Source organism: Burkholderia sp. APQ4-4ca (assembly GCF_057837105.1).
In genome coordinates this window covers 93,705-117,178 of the sequence record NZ_JBYQCG010000076.1, presented here as the reverse complement: position 1 = coordinate 117,178, position 23,474 = coordinate 93,705, and the positions used below count along the sequence as shown (strand labels likewise).

Below are 23,474 nucleotides of genomic sequence, written 5' to 3'. Positions count from 1 at the left end.
GCGGTCCGTCACGCGCTGCGTTCGAGCCGGAACACGCTGACGGCGTCCGACAGGTGCGCGGCCTGGTCGCGCAACGCGACGGCCGCGCGCTCGGCGTCCGAGATCAGCGTCGCATTCTGCTGCGTCGCTTCGCCGATCTGCGTGACGGCCAGGTTCACCTGCTCGATCCCGGTCGATTGTTCGCGCGACGCGGCGCTGATCTCGCCGATCAGCGTGCGGACCTGGTCGACCCGCGCGACGATGTCGCGCATCGTGCCGCGCGCGGCGTCCGCGATCCGGTAACCCTGTTCGACGGTCGTCGACGATTCGGCGCTCAGCGCGTCGATTTCCTTGACGGCGGCCGCGCTGCGCTGCGCCAGCGCGCGCACCTCGGCCGCGACCACCGCGAAGCCCTTGCCGTGTTCGCCCGCGCGGGCGGCCTCGACGGCCGCGTTCAGCGCGAGGATGTTGGTCTGGAACGCGATGCCTTCGATCGCGCCGGTGATCTCCGCGATCCGGCGCGTCGCGCGGCCGATGTCGTCCATCGTCGCGACCACGCGCTGCACCGCGGCGTCGCCGTTCGTCGCGGCGGCCGATGCGTCCGCAACCAGCGCGTTGGCTTGCGCCGCATGCTCGGCGCTCTGCTGCACGGCGGCGGTGATCTGCTCCATGCTCGCGGCCGTCTGTTCGACGCTGCTCGCCTGCGTCGCGATGCGCGCGGCGATGTCGCCGCTGCCGGCCGCGATGCCGACCGTGCCGTGCGCGATGTCGGCGGCGCTGTTGCGCACCTGCGCGACGATGCGCGCGAGGCCGTCGCCGATCCCGTCGACCGCCTGCACGAGCCGGCCGATCTCGTCGTTGCCCGCGCTGTCGGGCACGTTCGCGCCGTCGCGGATCCGCACGCTGAGATCGCCCGCCGCATAGCGCTCGGACGCGCGGGCGGCGGCGTCCAGCGGCCGGCTCACGACGCGACGCACGACGATGACGAACAGCGTCGCGAACGCCGCGACGAGCACGGCGCCGATCATCAGGAAGCGGTTGCGGGTGGCGCGCATCGTGGCGAGCAGTTCGTCGTCGAGCGCGATGCCGCCGACGAGCCATTGCCATTGAGGAATCGTCGTGAAGGACACGACTTTCGCGGTCGGTCCGCGGTCGCGCGCGGCCGGGTCGGTCGACGTGTACGCGAGCCGGCCCTGGCCGGCCGCGAGCATCTGCGCGTAGGGCGCGCGCGTGTTGTCGGCCGGTTGGCCCGCCGCGTCGGGATGCACGACGAAGGCGCCGCGCGACGGGCCTTGCGATGCATCGAGCACGAAGTAGTAGCCGTTGTCGCCGATCTTCAGCGAGCGGATGCCGTCCTCGACCAGCTTGAGCTCGGCGCCGATGTCGAGGCCGACGAACAGCGCGCCGATCACGCGGCCGGTCGCATCGGTCACCGGCTTGTACTGCGTGATGTACGACCGGCCGAACAGCTTCGCGAGGCCCGTGTAGCTGCGCCCCGCGACCAGCGGCCCATACGCGGGGCCGGCGCGGTCGAGCTTGGTGCCGACGGCGCGCGCGCCGTCCTGCTTCTTCAGCGACGTCGTGATGCGCACGAAATCGTCGCCGTCGCGCGCGAAGATGGTCGCGATCGCGCCGCTTTTCTTCAGGAACTGATCGGGAATCGAGTAATCGAGATCGAGCGGCTGGCCGCCCGCGAGGAGGGTCGGCGCGGCGACGCCGCCGATATCGACCGTGCGTGCCGGGTCGAGCGAGAAATCGGCCGGCAGGAAGCTCGCGAACAGCGACATCGAGCGGTTGGCTTCGGCGGTCAGCGCCTTGTCGAACAGGTCGACCATCGCGCGGATCGACTGCTCCCTGTCGTCGATCCGCTTATGTGCTTCATCGGCGAGTTGCTGGCCGGCGAAATGGGCGAGTGTCCACGCGAACACGGTAAACAGCAGGGCGACGAGCGCGCACGCGAGCGCGGCCAGACGCGCGCCGACGCTCACCCGGCCCAGTTGGGTCAGTCTCATGGAACATCCTGAGTGGGAGTGAGAGGGGGCGGAACGCACGCGTCACCGCTCGTGGACCCGTTAATACGGCAACTTTCTCGAAATCTTTAGCGGCGGTCGCGAATCGCGGACCGGCGGGCGCGGGAAGGGACAGCGCAGATCAGTGCGTGACGAGCCACGCGACGGCCAGATAGCGGCCGACTTTCGCGATCGTCACGATGACGAGAAAGGTCGGCAGCGGCTCGCGCAGCACGCCGGCGATCATCGTCAGCGGATCGCCGATCACCGGCGCCCAGCTCAGCAGCAGCGACCAGCGGCCGTAGCGCGCATACCAGCGCTCGGCGCGCGCGAGCGCGGACGGCTTGACCGGAAACCAGCGGCGTTCGCGAAAGTGCTCGATGCCGCGCCCGAGCACCCAGTTGATCGCGGAGCCGGCGACGTTGCCGACGCTCGCGACGAGCATCAGCGCCCACACGGGTTCGCGCCCGGCAAGCAGCAGGCCGGCGAGCACGGCTTCGGACTGGAGCGGGAACAGGGTCGCGGCGACCATCGACACGGCGAACAGGCCGCCGTAAGTGAGCAATTCGGACATCGCGCGATTGTACTGGCGGTGTCGCCGCCGGGTACGGCGCGCATGGTCGCGCGGAAAGGCACGCGTCGGCGTTCTCAGTTCCAGCCGACCATGATCGCGCCCATCCCGACGAGCAGCCCGCCCGTCACGCGGTTCACCGCACGCATGCGCGCCGGCCGCTGCAACGCGCGGCTCAGCCGGTGCGAGAACAGCGCCATCGATGCGACGCCGCCCGCGAACAGCAGCGCGAACGTCGCGGCGAGCAGCAGATATTGGCCGTTCAGGCTCCAGTCGGCAGTCGGGCTGATGAATTGCGGAAAGAACGACGGAAAGAACAGCAGCGTCTTCGGATTCAGCCCGGAAGTCGCGACGCCGCGCCAGAACAGCGCGCGCCCGGTGTCGGTGTCCGGCGCGGCGCTTGCCGTTCCGGTGTCGGCGCCGGTGTCGGCCGGTGCCGCGGCTGCGCCGGCCGGCGCGCGATTCAGCCAGTGCCTGGCGCCGAGCCAGACGAGATACGCGGCGCCGGCCCACCGCAGCACGGTCAGCGCGTGTTCGTCGAGGTGGACCAGCGAATTCAGGCACAGCGCGGTCAGCGCGAGTTGCAGCAGCACGGCGAGCGTGCCGCCCCAGACGCACGGCAGCGCGCGGCGCCAGCCCGTGCGCAGCGCCTGGTTCATCGTGAGCAGGTTGACGGGACCGGGCGCGTAGATGAGGACGACGGAAGCAGCGAGGAACGACAGATAAAGCTTGGACGACATGACGGGCGGGCAGGAACGGAGAAGCAGGCACCGGCCCCGCACGCGGTCGGATAGGCGTGCGGGCGGCGGGGAATCGCATGCCTGCCGGCCGGCACCGCAACTCGTGATTGCGGTCGTGCAGTCCCGCTGCGAGGGGTGGTCGCGGGGAGCGTGCCGGGCAGCAGGCATGGAGAAAATGTATCAAGCGGCCCGGTTAAAAGGCTTCCTGTTTTCCAGCAAAACGGACCTGAAACCGGAATGTCGTTCAGATAGAATGCCGATTTTCAGTAGAAGATTCTTCTTGCCATGGCTACCCGCGAACGCACGCCGAAAACGCTCGACAATCAGGACCGCAAGATCCTCGGGGCATTGCAGAAAAATGCGCGTCTGTCGAACGCCGAACTGGCCGAACAGATCGGCATGTCGACCACCGCCTGCTGGAACCGCACGCGGCAACTCGAACTCGACGGCTACATCGACGGCTATGTCGCGCTGGTCAACCAGCGCAAGCTCGGTTATGCGGACATCGTGATTCTCGAAGTCACGCTCGATCGCCATGAGGACGACGCGCTGGCGCGCTTCGGCGCCGAACTGGCGGCGCTGCCGGAAGTGCTCGAGGCGTATCTGGTGTCGGGCGAGTACGACTACTGGATCAAGGTCGCGGTGGACGGCACGGCGGGCTACGAACGCTTCCTGCGCGAAAAGCTGTACCGGATATCGAGCATCCGCCACAGCCGTTCGATGTTCGCGCTGCGGTGCATGAAGGATGTGCCTTCGATTCAGGTGTGACGGAAGGGAGATGGAAGCGCGACCGGCGTGGCAACGGCGCGCGGATGCGGCGAGGCACTGGCGCGAACGTAACTGGTGAAAGGCTGAAAGGGAAGGCTGGCCGTGAAGACGGGCCGTTGACCCACAAAAACGGATGAATCTTCCGATTACGATTGCCGGGCGCTAATCGCCGTCGCTTTTCATGCGAGCAACCGGCTTGCAGCAAGCGATTCGCGCCGATACATACGAATCGGCGCCTATATCGGCCTGAAACGCGGCCTCGACACGATCTTGAAACGCTCGCCGCCCGGCGAGCGTATTCGGCCGGGACGGGCCCGGCCGGCCTCTTCCTATCCGACCGGCGCACCCGTCCGGTGCCCGGTGCAACAGCCGCTCGCGGTGCGCGTCAGCGCAAACGCATCAGGCGGCTGGCGGTTCGCTCAGCGCGGCAGGCGCGCGTGTGCTTCAGCGATGACTTCGCAGTTCTCGAGGTGCAGTGCCCAGGCTTCCGCAAGCAGCTCGCCAACACGTGCGAGCCAGCCAGTGGATTGGGTGGAACGATCGGAGACATTAGACGTTTGCATGACGAAGCCCCATATAGGTGGCGAGTTAGGGATAACCCTAATCATAGCGAAACGACCTCGTCTTGTGAAATGCGATTTCGTTATATGAGAATTACTAACAATTTATGTTGCTGCTGCGCAACATGAATATTGGCTGTCCGCGCGTGTCGGATAGGCGTGACGAGGCCGTGCCAGCACGGCCCCGCGGGCAGAAAGAAAGGGAGTCGAACGTACGGTGTGGGGAAAGGGCGCGGCTACCGGCCGATCCACCCGAAGCGCCAGGACAGCCGTCGCGTCGCCGCGCGCAGTGCTTGCGCCAGCTCGCTGTCCGGCCCGCGCGGGAAGCCGCGCGACGAGCCGATGATCGCGATCACGAGGCGGATGCTGCCAGTGTGATCGAACACCGGCGCGGCGATCGTCCCGATACCGGGCACCGGCGCGTCGAATGCGAAATCGAGTTCGTCCGCGCGGATCGCCGCGAGCCGTGAGCGGAAGGCCGCGTCGTCCGGCGCGGTGCGCGCGCCGGCGAGGCGCACCGGCTCGTTGGCGAGCAGGTCGGCCAGCACGTCGTCGGACATGCCCGACGCGAAAATCCGCCCGATCGCCGTATTGACGAGCGACATCACGGTGCCCACCTGCAGGCTCACGTGCTGCGGCCGCGCCGATTCTTCCAGCCGGATCACGGTCGGCCCGAGCGGCCCGAGCGTCGCGGCGGCCACGCTCATGTCGGTCGCGCCGGCGAGCGCGACGATCTCCGCTTCCGCGTCGCGCGTCGGCGACACGCGTTGCATCGCGATCAGCCCGAGCGCCTGCGCGAGCGGGCCGCCGTTGAAGCAGCCGGCGTCGTCGCGGCCCAGCAGGCCGATCTTCTGCAGGCTGACCAGATGCGGAAACGCCTTCGCGGCCGGCATGCCGGCCGCCGTCGCGAGATCGCGCAGCGGCAATGCGCGGCCGGCCGACACCAGCGCGAGCAGCAGGTCGCCGGTGCTGTCGAGCGCATTGATCCCGCGCTGCGCCTTCGCGTCGTCGCCCAGCGCGGGCGGTACGCGTGCGGTGCCCGGCGCCGGCGCGGGCACCGGCTCCGCCGGTTCCGCGCCGAGCGACGCGGTGGCCTGCCGCGCCGCATCGCGCAACGCCGCCGCGATCGGGCCATCCCAGTCGACATCGATCGATCCCGTCGAACCGATCACGGTCAACGCGAGCTGCAGGCGCCCGTGCGCATCGAGAACGGGCACGCACATCCCGCTGACGCCCGGGCTCGGCCGGTCGATGCTGCGTTCGATGCCGCGCGCGCGGATGGCGTCGAGGTCCGCGTGTCGCGCGTCGGCGTCCGTCACGCGCGATGCGTGTTCGGCGCCGGCGAGCGTATCGCCCGCGCCGGCCTGACTGGCCGCCATCGCACCGATTTGCGCGGCGTCGCCGAACGCGCGGAACACCCGGCCGGTCGCCGTGGTGTCCAGCGACATCACCGAACCGACGTGCAGGTTCATGTGTAGCGGATAGCCGCCGTGCTCGATGCGCACGATCGTCGGGCCGAGCACGCCCGGCACCGACAGCGCGACGCTCAGGCCGACCGTTTCCGCGAGCCGCGCCGCATGCGGCAGCGTCGCGCGGTAGGCCGGCTGGCGCTCGATCGACATCAGCCCGAGCCGCAGCGACAGCGGGCCCGGCTCGTAGTTGCCGGTGATCGCATCGCGCTTCACGAGCGCGAGCCGCGTCAGGCTCACGAGATAGGTGTGCGCCTGCGCGGTGGAGAGATCGGCCGCCGCGGCCAGCTCCGACAGCCCGAGCGGCTTGCGCCGGCGCGCGAGCGCGTCGAGCAGCCGGCCGCCGACCTCGACGCTCTGGATGCCGCGCTGCGCCTTGGGCGGCGCATCGTCCGCGCTGACTTCGTGGTTCTGCACGCGATGATTCTTCCGTTGACGAAACCCCGCATGGTATCCGACGCCGTTTTTGGCGCCAGCCCCGCAGGTTTACCCGTATTAAACAATAGCAAGCAGATTTGCCATTGACAAATATTCAGGGCAGGCAGATGATCCGCTCATTCCCCTCAACACATGGCTCGCAGCCACGGAACGCACAATGGCCAAAGCATTCGCCTCCCAAGCCGATCTGGAAGAGAAGAAAGTCACCTGGACGAAGCTGTCCGAGAACGCGTACGCGTACACAGCCGAAGGCGACCCGAACTCGGGCGTGATCATCGGCGACGACAGCGTGCTGATCGTCGACACGACCGCGACGCCCGCGATGGCGCAGGACCTGATCGCGAAGATCCGCAGCGTGACCGACAAGCCGATCAAGCACGTGGTGCTGTCGCACTACCATGCGGTGCGCGTGCTCGGCGCGTCCGCGTACTTCGACGAAGGCGCGCAGCACGTGATCGCGAGCCGCGGCACGTACGAGATGATCGTCGAGCGCGGCGAGGCCGACATGAAGTCGGAAATCGAGCGCTTCCCGCGCCTGTTCGCCGGCGTCGAGACGGTGCCGGGCCTGACCTGGCCGACGCTCGTGTTCGAGCGCGAGATCACGCTGTTCCTCGGCAAGCTCGAAGTGAAGATCATGCACGTCGGCTCGGGCCACACGAAGGGCGACACGATCGTGTGGCTGCCGTCGCAGAAGGTGCTGTTCTCGGGCGACCTCGTCGAATACGACGCTGCGTGCTATTGCGGCGACGCCCAGCTCGAACAGTGGCCGGCCACGCTCGAGGCGCTGCGCGCGCTCGGCGCCGAGAAGCTCGTGCCGGGCCGCGGCCCCGCGCTGCTGAATCCGGCCGAAGTGAACAAGGGCCTCGACTACACGAAGGATTTCGTCACGACGCTGCTCGCGCAGGGCCGCAAGGCCGTCGAGCGCAATCTCGACCTGAAGGCGGCGATGGCGCTCACGCGCGAAGCGATGGACCCGAAGTTCGGCCACGTGTTCATCTACGAGCACTGCTTGCCGTTCGACGTGTCGCGCGCGTTCGACGAGGCGAGTGGCATCGCGCATCCGCGCATCTGGACCGCGCAGCGCGACAAGGACATGTGGGCCGCGCTGCAGGATTGAACGGCACGCGGCGGCGAGGCGGCGTTCGCATGATCGCCTCGCCGTTTCACTGAGGGTTGCGGCATCCGCGGCGGCATCCGTATCCGGTCTCACAAGAAAGCAGGGCGCATGCACGCCCTCGGAGACTGCCGCGCGATCGATATCGCGCGGCCCGTTTGGAGAGAGACATGCCTCAATCGCTTCCCGCCGAAGCGACGCTCGCGCACGCGAGCGCGTCGGCGCCGGCTTCCGCATCCGCATTCGACGACGCGCTGCTGTTCCGCAAGATCGCGTGGCGGATCGTCCCGTTCCTGTTCCTCTGCTACGTCGTGTCGTTCCTCGACCGCATCAACATCGGCTTCGCGCAGTTGCAGATGAAGCACGATCTTGGCTTCAGCGATGCGATGTACGGCCTCGGCGCCGCGGTGTTCTACGTCGGCTACGTGTTTTGCGAAGTGCCGAGCAACATGCTGCTCGCGCGGTTCGGCGCGCGTCGCACGTTCACGCGGATCATGCTGCTGTGGGGCCTCGCGTCGACCGGGATGATGTTCGTGTCGCAGCCGTCGCATTTCTACGTGCTGCGCTTCCTGCTCGGCGTGTTCGAGGCCGGCTTCTTCCCCGGCATCGTGCTGTACCTGACCTACTGGTTTCCCGCGAACCGGCGTGCGGCGGCGATCTCCGTGTTCTTCGCGGGCGTCGCGGTGGCCGGCGTGCTCGGCGGCCTGATGTCCGGCTGGATCATGCGCGACATGAGCGGCGTGCTCGGGCTGCACGGCTGGCAGTGGATGTTCGCGATCGAAGGCGCGCCGGCGATCCTGCTCGCGTTCGCCGCGTTCACGTTCCTCGTCGACCGGCCGCAGGGCGCGACGTGGCTCACGTCCGACGAAAAGGCCCGCGTCGCCGCGCTGTGCGCCGAAGGCCGCGCACACGGCAATGCGCACGACGGACGCAGCGTGATGGCCGCGCTCGCGAACCCGCGCGTGTACCTGTTCGCGTTCATCTATTTTTCGCTGACCTGCGCGTCGCTGACGCTCAACTTCTGGATGCCGCTGATGATCCGCGATTTCGGCGTGACCGACGTCGTCGCCGTGAGCCTCTACACGGTCGTGCCGAATGCGGTGGGCGCGGTGGGGCTGGTGCTGATCGCGCGCCGCTCGGATCGCACCGGCGAGCGCCGCAAGCACTTTGCGTGCTGCACGATCGGCGGCGGTCTCGCGCTCGCGGCGCTGACGCTGCACCTGCACAGCTTCGCGGCGATGCTTGCATGCCTGTCGATCGCGGCGACGCTGATCTTCGCCGCGCTGCCGATCTTCTGGGCCGTGCCGACCCGCTACCTGTCCGGCCACGCGGCCGCGGCCGGGATCGCGTTGATCAGCAGCATCGGGATCACGAGCGGCATCGTCAGCCCGTGGGTGATCGGGATGATCCGCACGCGCACGGGCAGCATGGATCTCGCCGTGTATCTGCTGGCCGCGCTGCTGGTCGCGAGCGGCGTGGCGCTGATGGCGGGCGTGAAGGGCGAATCCGCGCGGCGCGGTTGACCGTCGATTTCGGCCGGTCGCCGTCGGCGGGCGGCGGCGACCGCCGTCGCGTTTCACGTCCGGCCCGTATTCGCATCCATCGAGGAGACGATCGATGTCCATCCCCCTGCAAGCGGACGCCGCGCACGCGGCTGCGTCCGGCCCCGCCGCGTCCGGCAACGACGCGCTTTACCGCCGCATCGGCATGCGCATCGTGCCGTTCCTGTTCGTCTGTTACATCGTGTCGATCCTCGATCGCAGCAACATCGGCTTCGCGCAGTTGCAGATGCGGCAGGATCTCGGCCTGACCGACGCGATGTACAGCCTCGGCGCGGTGCTGTTCTTCGTCGGCTACGTGCTGTTCGAGGTGCCGAGCAACGCGCTGCTGCGCCGCTTCGGCGCGCGCCGCACGTTCGCACGGATCATGGTCCTGTGGGGGGCGGTGTCGGTCGCGATGATCACCGTCGACAGCGCCAAGCAGTTCTACGTGCTGCGCTTCCTGCTCGGGCTGTTCGAAGCCGGTTTCTTCCCCGGGGTGGTGTTCTACCTGACGTACTGGTATCCGGCGCGCCGTCGCGCGTCGGTGCTGTCGATCTTCTACGCGGGCGTCGCGGTGGCCGGGATGATCGGCGGGCTGCTATCGGGATGGCTGATGCGCGGGATGTCCGGCGTGCTCGGGCTGCACGGCTGGCAATGGATGTTCGCGATCGAGGGCGCGCCCGCGATCCTGCTCGGCGTGATCGCATGGTTCTGGCTGTGCGACCGCCCCGAACACGCGCGCTGGCTGTCCGGCGACGACCGGCAGCGGCTCGCGGCCGATCTGGCCGCCGATCGCGCGGATGCGCCCGCGCACGCGGCTGTTTCGCTGCGGCAGGTGCTGACCGAACCGCGCACTTACCTGTTCGCGTTCATCTATTTCTCGCTGACGACCGCGCTGCTGATGCTGCTGTTCTGGATGCCGCTGATGATTCGCGAATTCGGCATTCACGATGTCGTGCACATCAGCCTGCTGTCGATCGTGCCGAACGCGATCGGCGCGGCCGGGCTGATCGCGATCGCGCGGCGCTCGGACCGCAAGCGCGAACGCCGCCGGCATTTCGCCGTGTGCGCATTCGGCGGCGCGGTGGCGCTTGCGTTGCTGACGCTGCACCTGCCGAGCATCGTCGCGATGATGGCGCTGCTGTCGATCGCGGCGATGCTGATCTTCGCCGCGCACCCGGTGTTCTGGGCCGTGCCGTCCGCGTATTTCGCGGGGGCCGGCGCGGCGGGCGGGATCGCGCTGATCAGCAGCATCGGCGTATCGAGCGGGATGATCACGCCGTGGATCGTCGGCGTGATCCGCACGCGCACCGGCAGCATGGATGCGGCGATGCTGATGATCGCCGGATTGCTGGCCGCGTGCGCGGTGGCGATGCTGCTGGGCGTGCGCGCGACGCCGCGGGAGCCGGCGCACGCGCCGCGTTGATCGACCTGCGCCGGATGCATCGACGCGGCGGGCCGGACGATGCCGGCCGGCCCCGCCCGGTGAGCAACGGCCACGCGAGATGCCGGCCTGGCCCGGGCGCGATGCCGATACCGTCCGGCTAGCGCACGGCCGCGTAGCGCGGCGCGGGCGTATCGGCCGACAGGTGCGGCGCCATCGTGCGGCGCGCGGCCTCGTATGCGTCCCATTCGTCGCCCGCGTGCAGCGACGGGATCGTCACGAGTTCGCCGCGATCGAACCCGACCAGCGCCGCATCGACCATGTCCGGGGCCGCCATCACGATTTCCTTCGGCAGATGCTCGAGCGGCAGGCCGCCCGTCTGCCAGAAATCGGTGGCCGTCGCGCCGGGCAGCACGGCCTGCACCTGCACGCCCTTGTCGGCGATTTCGTGATGCAGCGACTGGCTGAACGCGAGCACGAACGCCTTGCTGCCGCCGTACACGCCGTTCAGCGTTTCCGGCGAGATCGCGACGATCGACGAAATGTTGATCACCGCGCCGCGGCCGCGTGCGACGAAGCCGGGCACGGCCGCATAGGTCAGCCGCATGAGCGCGGTCACGTTCAGGTCGATCATCCGCGTCATCGCGTCGACGTCGCTGTCGAGCAGCGGCGCATGCGTGCCGATGCCCGCGTTGTTCACGAGCAGCGTGATGCTCGCGTCCTGTTTCAGCTTCGCTTCGACGGCGGCGAGCGCCGCGCGGTCGTTGAGGTCCGCGTCGACGATCTCGACGCCGCGCTGCGTGTCGTTCGTGATGCGCTCGGCGAGGGCGCTCAGCCGGTCGCGATTGCGCGCGACCAGGATCAGGTCGTAGCCGCGGCGCGCGAGGCGATCGGCGTAGACGGCGCCGATGCCCGACGACGCGCCGGTGATGAGGGCGGTACCGCGATGTGCTTGCGTCATGAATGTGCTCCGTTTCGATGAGGATGGCCGGATGGCGTGAAGGCATTCTGGCCTCGAAACGCGGCGACACAAATGACGTAGATGGGTATGATTCCGGACATCGGGCCATTCGGCACGAAACCGGAGAACGCAGATGCACCGAATCGGCTTTCTGATCAGCGACGGCTTCCAGATCATGGCGCTCGCCGCGCAGTCGGTGTTCGAGTACGCGAACGTGGGCATGGACGCGCCGTTCTACACGATGGACAACTATTCGGTCGACGGCGGCGACGTGCGCTCGTCGCTCGGGCTGCCGGTCGCCACGCGCGCGCTGCGCGGGCGGCTCGGCGTCGACACGTGGATCGTCGCGGGCGTCAACGATCCGCTCGCCGCGCCGGCGCCGGCCGGCGTCGTCGCCTATCTGCGCCGCGCGAATGCGCATGCGCGGCGGATCGCCGGCATCTGCACGGGCGCGTTCGTGCTGGCCGAGGCCGGGCTGCTCGCGCAGCGTCGCGCGACCACGCACTGGGCGTTCGGCCGCGACATGCAGCGGCACTACCCGGAGATTCGCGTCGAGGACGACCGGATCTTCATCGTCGACGGCCCGATCTGGACGTCGGCCGGAATGACGGCCGGCCTCGATCTCGCGCTCGCGATGGTGGAAAAGGACCTCGGCGCCGACGCCGCGCGGTCGGTCGCGCACAAGCTGGTGATGCATCAGCGCCGCGCCGGCGGCCAGTCGCAGCATTCGGAAATGCTCGAACTTGCGCCGAAATCCGACCGGATCCAGAACGCGCTGAACTACGCGCGGCAAAATCTCGGCCGCGCGCTGACCGTCGAGGAGCTGGCCGAGGCCGTGCACCTGAGCCCGCGCCAGTTCAGCCGCGTGTTTACGCTCGAAACCGGGCAGTCGCCGGCGAAGGCGATCGAGCGGCTGCGGCTCGAATCGGCGCGGCTGATGATCGAACAGAGCCGCCATCCGCTCGACGTGATCGCGAAGGAGAACGGCTTTCGTGACCGCCGGCACATGCGCGACGCGTTCGTGCGCGGGTTCGGCGTGCCGCCGCAGGCGTTGCGGCGCGACGCACGGGCGGATGAGCGGGAAACGGGCTGACGCGCGCGGCCGCACGCCAGCGCGGGTCGGAAAAATCGCGCAGAATTTCGTCGACATGTTTCGCGAGGAGACACGATGCACGCCGAGCCGTTCAACAGTTGGCTCGAACGCGTGTTCGACGTGGCGCAGTGGACCGACATGCCGAGCGGCGGTCATTTCGCGGCGATGGAAGAACCGGATTTGCTTGCCGACGATATTCGGCGGTTTTTCAGGCGTTTTCGATAACGCGCGGAGCGGCCGGCGAAGCGGGTGAAGGACGCCGGTGGCCATCCTGGCGACCGGGTGCGGCCGCATCGCGCGGATCGCGCCGCGCCGACGCCTGTCCCGAGTCTTACCGCGTAACGAACGCCGTGGCCGCATCCGGCGCCGTACGCGCATGCTTGCGCTGGCGCAGCAGCGCGACGCGGCAGTTCTCGCGCGCCGTTTCGCGGCCGTCGTCGTCGAGCAGCACGAGGTCGCCGCGCATCACGTTCAGCGTGATCACGTCCTCGCCCGGCGCGCCGAGCGTTTCCGGCGTATGCACCGAGCCGGCCGGTTCGAGCACCGTCGAGCCGGCGTGCGCGACCCAGTCGTATTCCCGGTAGCGCCATGCACCCTGCAGCGTATGGACGAACACCTCGCCGTCATGCCGATGGCGCGGCAGCGTGCCGCCGGCCGGCATCTTCAGCAGCGCGGTGAGCGTGTCCTCGGCCGCGTTGATGTGCAGGTACTTGATCGCGAGCCCCGGCAGGTCGGCGCTCATCGGCAGCCACGGCAGCGCGTCGCCGGGCAGGCACGAGATCGGCGGCAGGTCGGTGGAGAACGGGGCGGACGGCTGCGTCATGGCGGAAGGCGGCGCGGAAACGGGAGAAGCCCGCATTATCGCAGAGCCGGCTCGAGCGGCCGGACGGAGGCGGCATCGCGGCGAAAGCGGGTGCGGGTGCGGGTGCTCCGATCCTTACACGATTAAATATACAGCCAAACTGTACAGTTTGGCTGTCGATGTGCTATCTTGAATTCATGAATTCCCCCTTGTCTCCCCCTGACACGCTCCCGCTGGCCAGCCTCGCCGGCGAACTCCGCATCTCGGTCGGCAAGCTGATGCGGCGAATGCGGGAGCAGGCCCATCCGAACGACCTCACGTCCTCGCAGAAATCGGTGTTGCTGCGGCTCGATCGCGACGGCCCGGCAACCGTGTCGGCGCTCGCACGTGCCGAAAGCGTGCGTCCGCAGTCGATGCGCGTGACGGTCGCGACGCTGGAGGCGCTCGGCGCGGTCGCCGGCGCGCCCGATCCGACCGACGGCCGGCAGACGCTGATCGCGCTCACGCCTGGTTTCCGCAAGGTGCTGCAAGCGAACCGCGCGGCCAAGGACGACTGGCTGTTCCGTGCGCTGCACGCGCAACTGTCGGCGGCGGAACAGGCCGAGCTCGCGGCGGCCGTGAAGCTGTTGCAGCGGCTCGCCGAATTCCAGGACCCGGCACGTCCGTAAACCGTATCGACCCGCTCGCCGAAAGGATGGCCCGCCCATGAACTTCCTGCATCTCGTGTCGTACTTCTTCTGCGGCGCGTTTCTCGCGAACGCCGTGCCGCATCTCGTCAGCGGCCTGCGCGGCGAGCCGTTCCAGACGCCGTTCGCGAATCCGCCCGGGCGCGGGCTGTCGTCGTCCACCGTGAACGTGGTGTGGGGCGTCGTGAACCTCGTCGTCGCTTATGCACTCGTGCGCCGGATCGGCGATTTCGACCTGAAGATCACGGCCGACGCGGCGGCGTTCGGTCTCGGCATCCTCGTTCTGGGGCTGTTCCTCGCGCGGCATTTCGGCGAACTGCACGGCGGCAACGCGCCCGACCGGGAGCGGCGATGAGCGTGCCGGCCGCGGGCGTGTTCCGCTCGCTTCGCAGCTTCAACTATCGCGTGTGGGCGATCGGGTCGCTCGTGTCGAACATCGGCACGTGGATCCAGCGCACCGCGCAGGACTGGCTCGTTCTCACGCAGCTCACGCATCACGACGCATCGGCGGTCGGCACGGTGATGGCGCTGCAGTTCGGCCCGCAATTGCTGCTGTTGCCGTGGACCGGCTACGCGGCCGACCGCTTCGACCAGCGCAAGCTGCTGATGGCCACGCAGGCGCTGATGGGTGCGCTGGCGCTCGTGCTCGGCGTGCTGACGGTCACCGGCGCCGTGCGGCTCGAGCACGTGTATGTGTTCGCATTCCTGTTCGGCTGCGCGTCGGCGTTCGACGCGCCGGTGCGGCAGACCTTCGTCGCGGAACTCGTCGGCGACCGCGAGCTTGCGAACGCGGTCGCGCTCAATTCGACGTCGTTCAACGCCGCGCGGATGGTCGGCCCGGCGGCGGCCGGCTTCCTGATCGCATCGGTCGGCACCGGCTGGGCGTTTCTCGCGAACGGGCTCAGCTTCTTCGCGGTGCTGGCGTCGCTGTCGCGGCTTCGGGAAGACGAGTTGCGCGCGAACGTACGGGCCGGCCGCTCGCGCGGCAGCCTGCTCGACGGGTTCCGCTACGTGTGGCGCCGCCCGGACCTGACCGCGATCCTCGTGATGCTGTTCCTGATCGGCACGTTCGGGCTCAATTTCCAGTTGTTCATTTCGACGATGGCCGCCAGCGTGTTTCACGTCGATGCGCGCGGGTTCGGCTTCCTGTCGTCGATGATGGCGGTCGGCACGATCTCGGGCGCGCTGCTCGCCGCGCGCCGCGAGCAGCCGCGGTTCCGTCATCTGTGGATCGGCGCGGCGCTGTTCGGGCTCGGCTGCACGTTCGCGGCGCTGGCGCCCGGCTACTGGTCGTTCGCCGCCGCGCTGGTGCTGACCGGCATCGCCGCGATCACCTTCATGAACTCCACGAACAGCTTGATGCAGCTCTCCACCGAGCCGGCGATGCGCGGCCGCGTCATGGCGCTGCGCCTCGCGGTCGCGCTGGGCGGCACGCCGATCGGCGCGCCGGTGGCCGGTTGGGTCGCGAACCATCTCGGCCCGCGCTGGGCGCTCGGCGTCGGCGCGGCGTCCGGGTTTGCCGCGGCGCTCGTCGCGACCCATTTCGTCACGCGCGGGCGGGCGCGGCCGCGCGCGGCCGACGACGGGGCCTGAACGAAACCGAAACCGAAACCGAAGCCGCCGGCTAAGCCGCCGGCAACACCGCCGCATGCGCGGCTTCGAGGCACGACTGGAACAGCAGCGCCGCCCGCGACGGCCGCGGCGAGCGCCGCAGCAGGCTCACGAACCGGCACTGGTAATTGAACCGGTGCGGCGCGATCGGCTGCATCAGCCCCTTGTTCTCGAAACTCTCCGCGTAGTGATCGGGCAGGAAGCCGAGATAACGGCCCGACAGGATCAGCGTCGCGATCGACTCCTGGTCCGACGCGGTCGCGCTGCGCGTGAGCTTCGCGCGGTGGCTCAGCTCCATGTTCGGGGAATGGAAGCCGAGCCCCGCGAATGCGTGGTGGCGGATCGTCGTCCACGTGAGCTTGCCGTGCGGCGCGTCGAAGAGCGGATGCTGGCGGCCGCAGTAGAGCAGCATCCGTTCGTCGAACAGCGCCGAATACACGAGGCTGCCCGAGTTGCGGTGCGCGGGAATGATCCCGACGTGGTAGCTGCCGTCGATGACGCCGCGCTCGACCTCGTTGATCGACGCGACGTGCAGGTTCAGCGCGACGTCGGGCGCTTCGTCCGCGAACTGGCGGATCGCGTCGCCCAGGCGCGCACGCGGGTTGGTCGCCGTCTTGTCGAACACCGCGATGTGCAGTTCTCCGCCCATCTTGTCGTGAATGCCGTCGATCCGGCTGCGAAACGCTTCCATCGACGCGAGCAGCCGCAGCGTTTCCTCGTACACCGTCTGTCCCTCGGGCGTCAGCGTGAAGCCCGCACGGCCGCGCCGGCACAGCACGAGGCCGAGCCGCGTTTCCAGATCCTTCACGTGCCGGCTGATCGTCGAGATGCCGATATTCAGTTCCAGTTCGGCCGCCGCCATCCCGCCGCACTGCACGACGCCCTTGAAGACCCGCAGCAGGCGGAGATCCATGTCGCTGAGCTGCCCGAGCAGCGCGCGGCTCTTCGGTTTCTTTGCTTGCATGGTTGCGCAAGTGAACATTGATATTGCGATATTCAAAAGACTAATTGGCGTCCCGACAATGCGCAATATCAATACGAGAAGGAGGGGCGCGCCGCGCCGACCGACATGACCGACATCACCACCGCCCAGCACGACGACACGAACCTCCGCACCGATGCCGCATGGCTCGACGCGCACTGGATGCCGTTCACGGCCAATCGCCAGTTCAAGGCCGATCCGCGCCTGATCGTGTCCGGCAAGGGCGCGTATTACACCGATGGCGAAGGCCGCAAGATCTTCGACGGCCTGTCGGGCCTCTGGTGCACGGGACTCGGTCACGGCCGCACGGAAATCGTCGAGGCGGTGAGCCGCCAGGTCGCGCAGCTCGACTACGCGCCGGCCTTCCAGTTCGGCCACCCGAAATCGTTCGAGCTGGCCAACAAGATCAAGGAACTGACGCCGGCCGGCCTCGACTACGTGTTCTTCACGGGCTCGGGCTCGGAAGCGGCCGACACGTCGCTGAAGCTGGCCCGCGCGTACTGGCGCGCGAAGGGCAAGGGCACGAAGACGCGCCTGATCGGCCGCGAGAAGGGTTACCACGGCGTGAACTTCGGCGGTATCTCGGTCGGCGGGATCGGGCCGAACCGCAAGCTGTTCGGCCAGGGCCTCGACGCCGATTTCCTGCCGCATACGCAACTGGCCGAGAACAAGTTCTCGCGCGGGATGCCCGAACACGGCGCGGAACTGGCCGACCGCCTGCTCGAGCTGATCGCGCTGCACGACGCGTCGAACATCGCGGCCGTGATCGTCGAGCCGTTCTCCGGTTCGGCGGGCGTGGTCGTGCCGCCGAAGGGCTATCTGAAGCGCCTGCGCGACATCTGTACCGCGCACGACATCCTGCTGATCTTCGACGAGGTCATCACGGGCTTCGGCCGGGCCGGCGCGATGACGGGCGCCGACGCCTTCGGCGTGGTGCCGGACATCATGAACTTCGCGAAACAGGTGACGAACGGCGTGCAGCCGCTCGGCGGCGTGATCGCGACGAAGGAAATCTACGATACGTTCATGGCCGCCGGCGGGCCCGAGTACATGCTCGAGTTTCCGCACGGCTACACGTATTCGGCGCACCCGGTTGCATGCGCGGCCGGCGTCGCGGCGCTCGACTTGCTGGTGAAGGAAGATGCGGTGGCCCGCGTGCGCGATCTCGCGCCGCATTTCGAGGCGGCCGTGCACGGGCTGAAGGGCCAGCGCCACATCGCGGACATCCGCAACTACGGGCTGGCCGCCGGCCTGACAATCGCCGCGCTGCCGGGCGAGCCGGCGCGGCGCCCGTACGAGATCGCGATGCGCTGCTGGGCGAAGGGTTTCTACGTGCGCTACGGCGGCGACACGATCCAGCTCGCGCCGCCGTTCATCGCCGAGAAGCGCGAGATCGACAACCTCGTCAACGCGCTGTCCGACGCACTGAACGAAGTGGACTGAGCCCGTGCGCGCTCGAAGCGACAACCGAATTCACGAACGAGCCTGAACGATGAAACACGACAGCAATGTGACTTCCACCGTCGGCCACCTGATCGACGGCAAGCGCGTCGACGGCGGCAGCCGGGTCCAACCGGTGTTCGACCCGGCCACCGGCGAATCGCACAAGAGCGTCGCGCTCGCCGACAAGCTGACCGTCGAAGCGGCGATCGCATCCGCGCAGGCCGCGTTCCCGGCCTGGCGCAACACGCCGCCGCTGAAGCGCGCCCGCGTGATGAGCCGCTTCAAGACGCTGCTCGAGGAGCACGCGGAAGAACTGTGCGCGCTGATCACCGCCGAGCACGGCAAGGTGCTCGCCGACGCGATGGGTGAACTGCAGCGCGGGATCGAGAACGTCGAATACGCGTCCTACGTGCCCGAACTGCTGAAGGGCGAGCACAGCAAGAACGTCGGCCCCGCGATCGATTCGTGGAGCGAGTTCCAGGCGCTCGGCGTGGCCGCCGGCATCACGCCGTTCAACTTCCCGGTGATGGTGCCGCTGTGGATGTGGCCGATGGCCGTCGCGTGCGGCAACACGTTCGTGCTGAAGCCGTCGGAGCGCACGCCGTCGTCGACGCTGCGCATGGCCGAGCTCGCACTCGAAGCCGGCCTGCCGCCGGGTGTGCTGAACGTCGTGAACGGCGACAAGGAAGCGGTCGACACGATCCTGACCGATCCGCGCGTGAAGGCGGTGAGCTTCGTCGGCTCGACGCCGATCGCCGAAACCATCTATTCGACCGGCTGCGCGCACGGCAAGCGCGTGCAGGCGCTCGGCGGCGCGAAGAACTTCGCGGTCGTGATGCCGGACGCCGACATCCCCAACGCGGTGAACGCGCTGATGGGCGCCGCGTACGGCTCGTGCGGCGAGCGCTGCATGGCGATTCCGCTCGTCGTCGCGATCGGCGACGACACGGGCGACCAGGTCGTCGCGGGGCTGAAAGCCGAGATCGAGAAGATGAAGGTCGGCCCGGGCAACGGCGCGGGCATCGACATGGGCCCGCTCGTCACGCAGCAGCATTTCGAGAAGGTGACGGGTTTCGTCGAAGCGGGCGTGGCCGCGGGCGCGACGCTCGTCGTCGACGGTCGCGGCGTGAAGGTCGACGGCCACGACGGCGGCTATTACCTCGGCCCGTGCCTGTTCGACAACGTGAAACCCGGCATGCCGATCTATCAGCACGAGATCTTCGGGCCGGTGCTCGGCGTGATCCGCCTGAAGTCGCTCGACGACGCGATGGCGCTGATCGACGCGCACGAATACGGCAACGGCACGTGCCTGTTCACGCGCGACGGCGAGGCGGCCCGCTACTTCAGCGACAACATCCAGATCGGCATGGTCGGCATCAACGTGCCGCTGCCGGTGCCGGTCGCGTATCACTCGTTCGGCGGCTGGAAGCGTTCGCTGTTCGGCGATCTGCACGCGTACGGCCCGGATGCGGTGCGGTTCTACACGAAGCGCAAGACGATCACGCAGCGCTGGCCGTCGGCCGGCGTGCGCGAAGGGACGGTGTTCAGCTTCCCGTCGAACCGCTGAGTCGACGCGCGCCGGCAGCATGCAGCCGGCGCGACGTAAGAAGGCGCCGCCGAGGCCCGCTCCGATCGACGATCGGAGGCGGGCTTTTTTACGTCCCGGCGAAACGCGCGGAACGCGTCGAAAGCAGGTTCAAGGCGCGACCACGTGCCACACGTTCTTGAAGTTGTCGCCGTTGCGTTCGCCCTGTTTCATGTCCTTCGAGTAGAAGTACAGCGGCTTGCCCTTGTACGCCCATTGCGGGCTGCCGTCGTCGCGCTTGACGATCGTGTAGGGGCCGACCGGTACGTCGGTCGCGCTGGCCTTGTACGGCGGCCAGAGGGTCTCGCATGGGCCTGAACAGGCGCTGGTGCCGGCGTTGGGCTTGTCCTTGTCGAACGAGTAGACGGTCATCCCGTTCGCGGCGACGAGTGCGCCGTTTTCTTCCTTCGTGATGGAACCCTGGGCCGTGGCCGAAGCTGACGCAATGGCGAGCAGGGCGGAGCTGACGAGCAGCGCGGCTTTCATGAGTGCCTCCTGATAATCCGGTGGGCGGCCGCGATTGCGTGCACGGGCGAGCGTGCGCCGGAATCGCGATGAATGGTGCCGGAGCACGGCGCCGTCGCCGCCCCCCGCGAGCGAGCGACGTCGGGGCGAAAGGCGGCAAACGGAGCGCCTTATTCACGATAGGCGGTTTTTGGCGGTGCTGCGAGAAGATCGGGGGGCATATCGGCGGCGCGCACGCAGTGCGCCACGGCGCGACGATCGTCGTCGTGCCCGGGTATTCGGCATCCGTCCCCGAGCCCCAGCCGCGCGTGCGTTGCGGCGGCAACGACCCGGATACGGGTTTGCGTGGATGACATCGCGCGCATTCCGCCGGAATATCGTCGTCAGCGCGAGCCCGGCTCGCGCCGATCCTTCCGGGAGGGGACGACGATGCTTCAGGATCCAGGCGATGTCGCGCGCGCCAGCTATCGCGCGTATGTCGACAAGGACCGCGATGCGATCGAAGCGCTGATCGCGCCGGATTTCCATTTCACGAGCCCGCTCGACAACCGGCTCGATCGCGATGCGTATCTCGCACGCTGCTGGCCGAACAGCGCGATGCTCGCCGGTTTCGAATTCGTCGACGTCGCCGTGCACGGCGAATACGTGTTCGTCGTGTACGAAGCCGTGACGACCGCCGGCAGGCGGTTCCGCAACGCCGAACGGTTGCGCGTGCGCGATGGCCGGCTCGTCGAGGCCGAAGTGTATTTCGGCTGGTACGTGCCGCATCCGGCGCCGGATGGCGGGTTCGTCGAATCGGGCAGGTGAATGCAAGCGCGCGGTGCGAAGCCGACGTTTCGCCGTCGCCCCGCCCGCGCAGGGCCGCCTGCCGGTGCATCGCCGGCCGACGGCGCACGCGCCGCTCAACCGGCTGCGTCGTTTTCCCCCAGCGCCTGAATGAACCGCGAAAACAATTCGGGCTGTGAAGAAATCCCGAGCTTCGCGTACAGGTGCCGCCGATGCACCTTCACCGTTTCGGGTGAGATCGCCAGCCGTTCGGCAATTGCCTTGGACGAATTGCCGCGCAGCACCATTCTTGCGATCGCCATCTCGCGATCGGTCAGCACACCCGCGCCGAAGCGCGCGAGCGCCTGCTCGACGCGCGCGCCGAGGTCCGCGTCGGGCGCGGCGCGCGCGGCATCGCCCACCAGCCGCCAATGCTGCCGGATGACCGCGAGCACCCACGGCATCGCGGCCGTCAGCTTGCCGAGCGGCTCGACGTCGAAGCGCGTCGCCGCACCGAGCGACAGCGACAGCAGCGTGTCGGCATTCGGCCGCACGAGGATCTGGATCTCGTCGTCGCCGACCGCATCGCGGAAGTAGCTCTGGAAATACTCGCTCTGCCGGAACAGGTCGGGCGCGACTTCCTCGAGCCGGTAGCAGCCGTCGGCGAGCCCGTCGTGCGCGGCCTGCAGGAACGGATCGAGCAGATATAACCCGTTCAGGTAAAGCGGCACCGGCGACGCGGAGTCGGTGCCGCCCGTGTCGTATTCGTCGAGCACGAGCGGCACGCCGTCGCGGCCGATCGCGGTCGCGAGCGCGTTGTCGAACGGCGTCATTTCATTGAGCAGCAGCACGAGGAACCGCCAGAAGCGCGGCTGGCCGAGATGGTCGATCGCGCGGCCGAGCGCCTGATGCATCGCGATTTCGGAAAAGAGACGATCCATACCACCACCGGAAGGGCGTAACACGAAGGGGGAATAGCGGTCCTGAAATTGGCTTCCTAGACTGCCACGCAATCAATCGGGCCCGAGTATGGGTGTTCAAAAAAAGGCGGCAAAGGAACAAAGGAGCACGAAATGGCGATGATGTCGGAATCGACGGGCACGCTGCAAGCGGCGCCTGCAACGGAAGACGCGCCGCGCGCGCTGTCGCAGACGCTCAGCGTGCGCGACGCAGTGATGATCACCGTATCGGGCGTGACGCCGGCCAGCTCGATCTTCGTGATCGCGCCGTTCGCGATCCAGCAGGCCGGCAGCGGCGCGGTGCTGTCGTTCGTGCTCGGCGGCGTGCTCGCGCTGGCGTTCGCGCTCTGCTATGCGGAACTCAGCGCCGCGCACCGCAGCGCGGGCGGCGAATACGTGATGGCCAAGCGCGTGTTCGGCACGCTGCCCGGCTACCTGACCTTCATCACGGTGCTGTCCGTCAGCGTGTTCATCCCGGCCGTGCTCGCCAGCGGCGCCGCGCCGTACCTGAACAGCGCACTCGGCACGCACTTCGGCAACCAGTCGGTCGCGCTGACGATCGTGCTGCTCAGCTATCTGCTCGGCATGCTGAACATCAAGACGAATGCGTGGATCACCGGCGCGTTCCTGGTCGTCGAAATCGGCGTGCTGATGCTGATCGCCGGGCTCGGCTTCGGGTCGCCGCATCGCGGCGCCGAAGTGCTGATCGCACCGGTCGTCGCGAGCGGCAATGCGCTCGTGCCGGCCACGCTCGCGGCCATCGTGCCCGCGATCGGCACCGCGATCTTCTGCTACAACGGCTTCGGCTCGGCGGCCTATCTCGCGGAAGACCTGCGCGGCGGCAACCGCAACGTCGCGAAGGCGGTGATCTATTCGCTGCTCGTGATTCTCGTCGTCGAGCTGGTGCCGCTCACCGCGATCGTGCTCGGCGCGCCGTCGCTGACGGAACTGACGAAGAGCGCCGATCCGATCGGCTATGTCGTGCGCTCGCTGAGCAATCCGGCCGTGTCGCGCGTGATCAGCGGCGGGATCTTCCTGTCGGTGTTCAACGCGATCATCGCGATCGTGATCGCGATGGGCCGCCTGCTGTACAGCAGCGGCCGGCATGCGCTCTGGTCGCGCACCTGCAATCGCGCGTTCTCGACGATCCATCCGCGCCTCGAATCGCCGTGGCTCGCGACGATCGCGCTCGCGATCCCGTCGGCCGGGCTCGTGTTCGTGTCGAGCCTCGACGAGCTGACCGCGTTCACGGTCGACCTGTTGCTGCTGATCTACCTCGTCGTCGGACTGGCCGCGCTTGCGAGCCGGTTCGTGCGCCGCGACGTCGAGCATCATTACCGGATGCCGCTGTGGCCCCTGACGCCGCTGGTCGCTGTAGCGGGCGCCGCATACACGCTCTACACGACGCTCGCGACGGCGACGAAGCCGACCGACCTGATCGTCATCGCCGGGCTGCTGGTCGCGGCGCTCGTGATGTACGCAGCGTGGGCGCGCCACAGCGCGGCATTCCGCGCGCTCTGAGCATCGGGTCGACACCCTGTATCACCGC

Annotated in this window: 21 protein-coding genes and 1 pseudogene; 13 read left to right on the top strand and 9 right to left on the bottom strand. The window is 68.2% G+C overall.

Features of this window, described 5'->3' with window-relative positions:
- Window positions 1-8: 8 nt before the first annotated feature.
- From AC3IFE_RS08845 to AC3IFE_RS08835, 3 genes are all read right to left on the bottom strand, one after another.
- Window positions 9-1,991: a methyl-accepting chemotaxis protein gene (locus AC3IFE_RS08845; RefSeq protein ID WP_489190264.1), complete on the bottom strand. Its 1,983-nt coding sequence runs from the start codon at window positions 1,989-1,991 to the stop codon at window positions 9-11.
- A 139-nt stretch (window positions 1,992-2,130) separates the two neighbouring features.
- Window positions 2,131-2,562, bottom strand: a complete 432-nt coding sequence (locus AC3IFE_RS08840; protein ID WP_489190263.1) for a YqaA family protein — start codon at window positions 2,560-2,562, stop codon at window positions 2,131-2,133.
- Between the two features lie 74 nt (window positions 2,563-2,636).
- Entirely contained in the window at window positions 2,637-3,299 is a 663-nt protein-coding gene (locus AC3IFE_RS08835; protein ID WP_489190262.1) for a LysE family translocator, read from the bottom strand.
- A gap of 285 nt (window positions 3,300-3,584) precedes the next feature.
- Here AC3IFE_RS08835 and AC3IFE_RS08830 point away from each other — a divergent pair, with 285 nt between their 5' ends.
- Window positions 3,585-4,067, top strand: a complete 483-nt coding sequence (locus AC3IFE_RS08830) for an Lrp/AsnC family transcriptional regulator (protein ID WP_006479115.1) — start codon at window positions 3,585-3,587, stop codon at window positions 4,065-4,067.
- Window positions 4,068-4,863: 796 nt separating this feature from the next.
- On the opposite strand, the gene AC3IFE_RS08825 is transcribed toward AC3IFE_RS08830, so the two are convergent.
- Entirely contained in the window at window positions 4,864-6,513 is a 1,650-nt protein-coding gene (locus AC3IFE_RS08825; protein WP_089469725.1) for an IclR family transcriptional regulator, read from the bottom strand.
- A 178-nt stretch (window positions 6,514-6,691) separates the two neighbouring features.
- Here AC3IFE_RS08825 and AC3IFE_RS08820 point away from each other — a divergent pair, with 178 nt between their 5' ends.
- From AC3IFE_RS08820 to AC3IFE_RS08810, 3 genes are all read left to right on the top strand, one after another.
- Complete coding sequence (locus AC3IFE_RS08820) at window positions 6,692-7,651, top strand: MBL fold metallo-hydrolase (RefSeq protein WP_006482658.1); 960 nt, start codon at window positions 6,692-6,694, stop codon at window positions 7,649-7,651.
- Window positions 7,652-7,818: 167 nt separating this feature from the next.
- Window positions 7,819-9,171, top strand: coding sequence for an MFS transporter (locus AC3IFE_RS08815; RefSeq protein ID WP_489190259.1), 1,353 nt, complete (start codon window positions 7,819-7,821; stop codon window positions 9,169-9,171).
- A gap of 94 nt (window positions 9,172-9,265) precedes the next feature.
- On the top strand, window positions 9,266-10,615 hold the full coding sequence (locus AC3IFE_RS08810) for an MFS transporter (RefSeq protein WP_089469727.1): 1,350 nt from the start codon (window positions 9,266-9,268) through the stop codon (window positions 10,613-10,615).
- 118 nt (window positions 10,616-10,733) lie between these two features.
- Here AC3IFE_RS08810 and AC3IFE_RS08805 read toward each other — a convergent pair whose 3' ends face one another.
- Window positions 10,734-11,534: an SDR family NAD(P)-dependent oxidoreductase gene (locus tag AC3IFE_RS08805; protein WP_489190257.1), complete on the bottom strand. Its 801-nt coding sequence runs from the start codon at window positions 11,532-11,534 to the stop codon at window positions 10,734-10,736.
- Window positions 11,535-11,667: 133 nt separating this feature from the next.
- Between AC3IFE_RS08805 and AC3IFE_RS08800 the strand changes: the two genes are divergently transcribed.
- Together AC3IFE_RS08800 and AC3IFE_RS08795 are read left to right on the top strand one after the other, a co-directional pair.
- Window positions 11,668-12,627: a GlxA family transcriptional regulator gene (locus tag AC3IFE_RS08800; protein WP_301737857.1), complete on the top strand. Its 960-nt coding sequence runs from the start codon at window positions 11,668-11,670 to the stop codon at window positions 12,625-12,627.
- 87 nt (window positions 12,628-12,714) lie between these two features.
- Window positions 12,715-12,852: pseudogene (locus AC3IFE_RS08795) on the top strand (epoxide hydrolase); the annotation flags it as partial.
- 106 nt (window positions 12,853-12,958) lie between these two features.
- Here the strand turns inward: AC3IFE_RS08795 and AC3IFE_RS08790 are convergent.
- Window positions 12,959-13,450, bottom strand: coding sequence for a 2,4'-dihydroxyacetophenone dioxygenase family protein (locus AC3IFE_RS08790; protein WP_089469730.1), 492 nt, complete (start codon window positions 13,448-13,450; stop codon window positions 12,959-12,961).
- A 158-nt stretch (window positions 13,451-13,608) separates the two neighbouring features.
- Here AC3IFE_RS08790 and AC3IFE_RS08785 point away from each other — a divergent pair, with 158 nt between their 5' ends.
- Genes AC3IFE_RS08785 through AC3IFE_RS08775 form a run of 3 tightly spaced genes read left to right on the top strand, consistent with a single transcriptional unit; the run spans window position 13,609 to window position 15,708 of the window.
- Window positions 13,609-14,097, top strand: a complete 489-nt coding sequence (locus AC3IFE_RS08785) for a MarR family winged helix-turn-helix transcriptional regulator (RefSeq protein ID WP_489190256.1) — start codon at window positions 13,609-13,611, stop codon at window positions 14,095-14,097.
- A gap of 37 nt (window positions 14,098-14,134) precedes the next feature.
- Window positions 14,135-14,470 (top strand): hypothetical protein, encoded by a 336-nt coding sequence (locus AC3IFE_RS08780; protein ID WP_089469732.1) that lies wholly within the window; start codon window positions 14,135-14,137, stop codon window positions 14,468-14,470.
- Window positions 14,467-15,708 carry an MFS transporter gene (locus AC3IFE_RS08775; protein WP_489190255.1) on the top strand — a complete coding sequence of 414 codons (1,242 nt, stop codon included), beginning with the start codon at window positions 14,467-14,469 and terminating at the stop codon, window positions 15,706-15,708. Before AC3IFE_RS08780 ends, AC3IFE_RS08775 begins: the two co-directional genes overlap by 4 nt.
- A gap of 31 nt (window positions 15,709-15,739) precedes the next feature.
- Here AC3IFE_RS08775 and AC3IFE_RS08770 read toward each other — a convergent pair whose 3' ends face one another.
- On the bottom strand, window positions 15,740-16,690 hold the full coding sequence (locus tag AC3IFE_RS08770; protein WP_301737855.1) for a LysR family transcriptional regulator: 951 nt from the start codon (window positions 16,688-16,690) through the stop codon (window positions 15,740-15,742).
- Window positions 16,691-16,795: 105 nt separating this feature from the next.
- On the opposite strand from AC3IFE_RS08770, the gene aptA reads away from it, so the two are divergent.
- Both aptA and AC3IFE_RS08760 read left to right on the top strand, forming a co-directional pair.
- The gene (gene aptA, locus AC3IFE_RS08765; RefSeq protein ID WP_301737854.1) at window positions 16,796-18,151 is read left to right on the top strand and encodes an omega-aminotransferase AptA; all 1,356 of its coding nucleotides are present in this window, start codon (window positions 16,796-16,798) and stop codon (window positions 18,149-18,151) included.
- Between the two features lie 49 nt (window positions 18,152-18,200).
- Window positions 18,201-19,718: a CoA-acylating methylmalonate-semialdehyde dehydrogenase gene (locus tag AC3IFE_RS08760; protein WP_489190254.1), complete on the top strand. Its 1,518-nt coding sequence runs from the start codon at window positions 18,201-18,203 to the stop codon at window positions 19,716-19,718.
- A 129-nt stretch (window positions 19,719-19,847) separates the two neighbouring features.
- On the opposite strand, the gene AC3IFE_RS08755 is transcribed toward AC3IFE_RS08760, so the two are convergent.
- Entirely contained in the window at window positions 19,848-20,222 is a 375-nt protein-coding gene (locus tag AC3IFE_RS08755) for a COG4315 family predicted lipoprotein (protein ID WP_050010995.1), read from the bottom strand.
- 408 nt (window positions 20,223-20,630) lie between these two features.
- On the opposite strand from AC3IFE_RS08755, the gene AC3IFE_RS08750 reads away from it, so the two are divergent.
- The gene (locus AC3IFE_RS08750) at window positions 20,631-21,008 is read left to right on the top strand and encodes a nuclear transport factor 2 family protein (protein WP_089469736.1); all 378 of its coding nucleotides are present in this window, start codon (window positions 20,631-20,633) and stop codon (window positions 21,006-21,008) included.
- Window positions 21,009-21,103: 95 nt separating this feature from the next.
- Here the strand turns inward: AC3IFE_RS08750 and AC3IFE_RS08745 are convergent, their stop codons facing one another.
- Entirely contained in the window at window positions 21,104-21,907 is an 804-nt protein-coding gene (locus AC3IFE_RS08745; protein WP_301737852.1) for a helix-turn-helix transcriptional regulator, read from the bottom strand.
- A 132-nt stretch (window positions 21,908-22,039) separates the two neighbouring features.
- On the opposite strand from AC3IFE_RS08745, the gene AC3IFE_RS08740 reads away from it, so the two are divergent.
- Window positions 22,040-23,446, top strand: coding sequence for an APC family permease (locus AC3IFE_RS08740; RefSeq protein WP_489190253.1), 1,407 nt, complete (start codon window positions 22,040-22,042; stop codon window positions 23,444-23,446).
- Window positions 23,447-23,474 lie beyond the last annotated feature (28 nt).

Bases quoted from the DNA above. Each gene is read 5' to 3' on its own strand.
- AC3IFE_RS08845 (WP_489190264.1), bottom strand. From the start codon at position 1,991: ATGAGACTGACCCAACTGGGCCGGGTGAGCGTCGGCGCGCGTCTGGCC.
- AC3IFE_RS08840 (WP_489190263.1), bottom strand. From the start codon at position 2,562: ATGTCCGAATTGCTCACTTACGGCGGCCTGTTCGCCGTGTCGATGGTC.
- AC3IFE_RS08835 (WP_489190262.1), bottom strand. From the start codon at position 3,299: ATGTCGTCCAAGCTTTATCTGTCGTTCCTCGCTGCTTCCGTCGTCCTC.
- AC3IFE_RS08830 (WP_006479115.1), top strand. From the start codon at position 3,585: ATGGCTACCCGCGAACGCACGCCGAAAACGCTCGACAATCAGGACCGC.
- AC3IFE_RS08820 (WP_006482658.1), top strand. From the start codon at position 6,692: ATGGCCAAAGCATTCGCCTCCCAAGCCGATCTGGAAGAGAAGAAAGTC.
- AC3IFE_RS08815 (WP_489190259.1), top strand. From the start codon at position 7,819: ATGCCTCAATCGCTTCCCGCCGAAGCGACGCTCGCGCACGCGAGCGCG.
- AC3IFE_RS08810 (WP_089469727.1), top strand. From the start codon at position 9,266: ATGTCCATCCCCCTGCAAGCGGACGCCGCGCACGCGGCTGCGTCCGGC.
- AC3IFE_RS08805 (WP_489190257.1), bottom strand. From the start codon at position 11,534: ATGACGCAAGCACATCGCGGTACCGCCCTCATCACCGGCGCGTCGTCG.
- AC3IFE_RS08800 (WP_301737857.1), top strand. From the start codon at position 11,668: ATGCACCGAATCGGCTTTCTGATCAGCGACGGCTTCCAGATCATGGCG.
- AC3IFE_RS08790 (WP_089469730.1), bottom strand. From the start codon at position 13,450: ATGACGCAGCCGTCCGCCCCGTTCTCCACCGACCTGCCGCCGATCTCG.
- AC3IFE_RS08785 (WP_489190256.1), top strand. From the start codon at position 13,609: ATGTGCTATCTTGAATTCATGAATTCCCCCTTGTCTCCCCCTGACACG.
- AC3IFE_RS08780 (WP_089469732.1), top strand. From the start codon at position 14,135: ATGAACTTCCTGCATCTCGTGTCGTACTTCTTCTGCGGCGCGTTTCTC.
- AC3IFE_RS08775 (WP_489190255.1), top strand. From the start codon at position 14,467: ATGAGCGTGCCGGCCGCGGGCGTGTTCCGCTCGCTTCGCAGCTTCAAC.
- AC3IFE_RS08770 (WP_301737855.1), bottom strand. From the start codon at position 16,690: ATGCAAGCAAAGAAACCGAAGAGCCGCGCGCTGCTCGGGCAGCTCAGC.
- aptA (WP_301737854.1), top strand. From the start codon at position 16,796: ATGACCGACATCACCACCGCCCAGCACGACGACACGAACCTCCGCACC.
- AC3IFE_RS08760 (WP_489190254.1), top strand. From the start codon at position 18,201: ATGAAACACGACAGCAATGTGACTTCCACCGTCGGCCACCTGATCGAC.
- AC3IFE_RS08755 (WP_050010995.1), bottom strand. From the start codon at position 20,222: ATGAAAGCCGCGCTGCTCGTCAGCTCCGCCCTGCTCGCCATTGCGTCA.
- AC3IFE_RS08750 (WP_089469736.1), top strand. From the start codon at position 20,631: ATGCTTCAGGATCCAGGCGATGTCGCGCGCGCCAGCTATCGCGCGTAT.
- AC3IFE_RS08745 (WP_301737852.1), bottom strand. From the start codon at position 21,907: ATGGATCGTCTCTTTTCCGAAATCGCGATGCATCAGGCGCTCGGCCGC.
- AC3IFE_RS08740 (WP_489190253.1), top strand. From the start codon at position 22,040: ATGGCGATGATGTCGGAATCGACGGGCACGCTGCAAGCGGCGCCTGCA.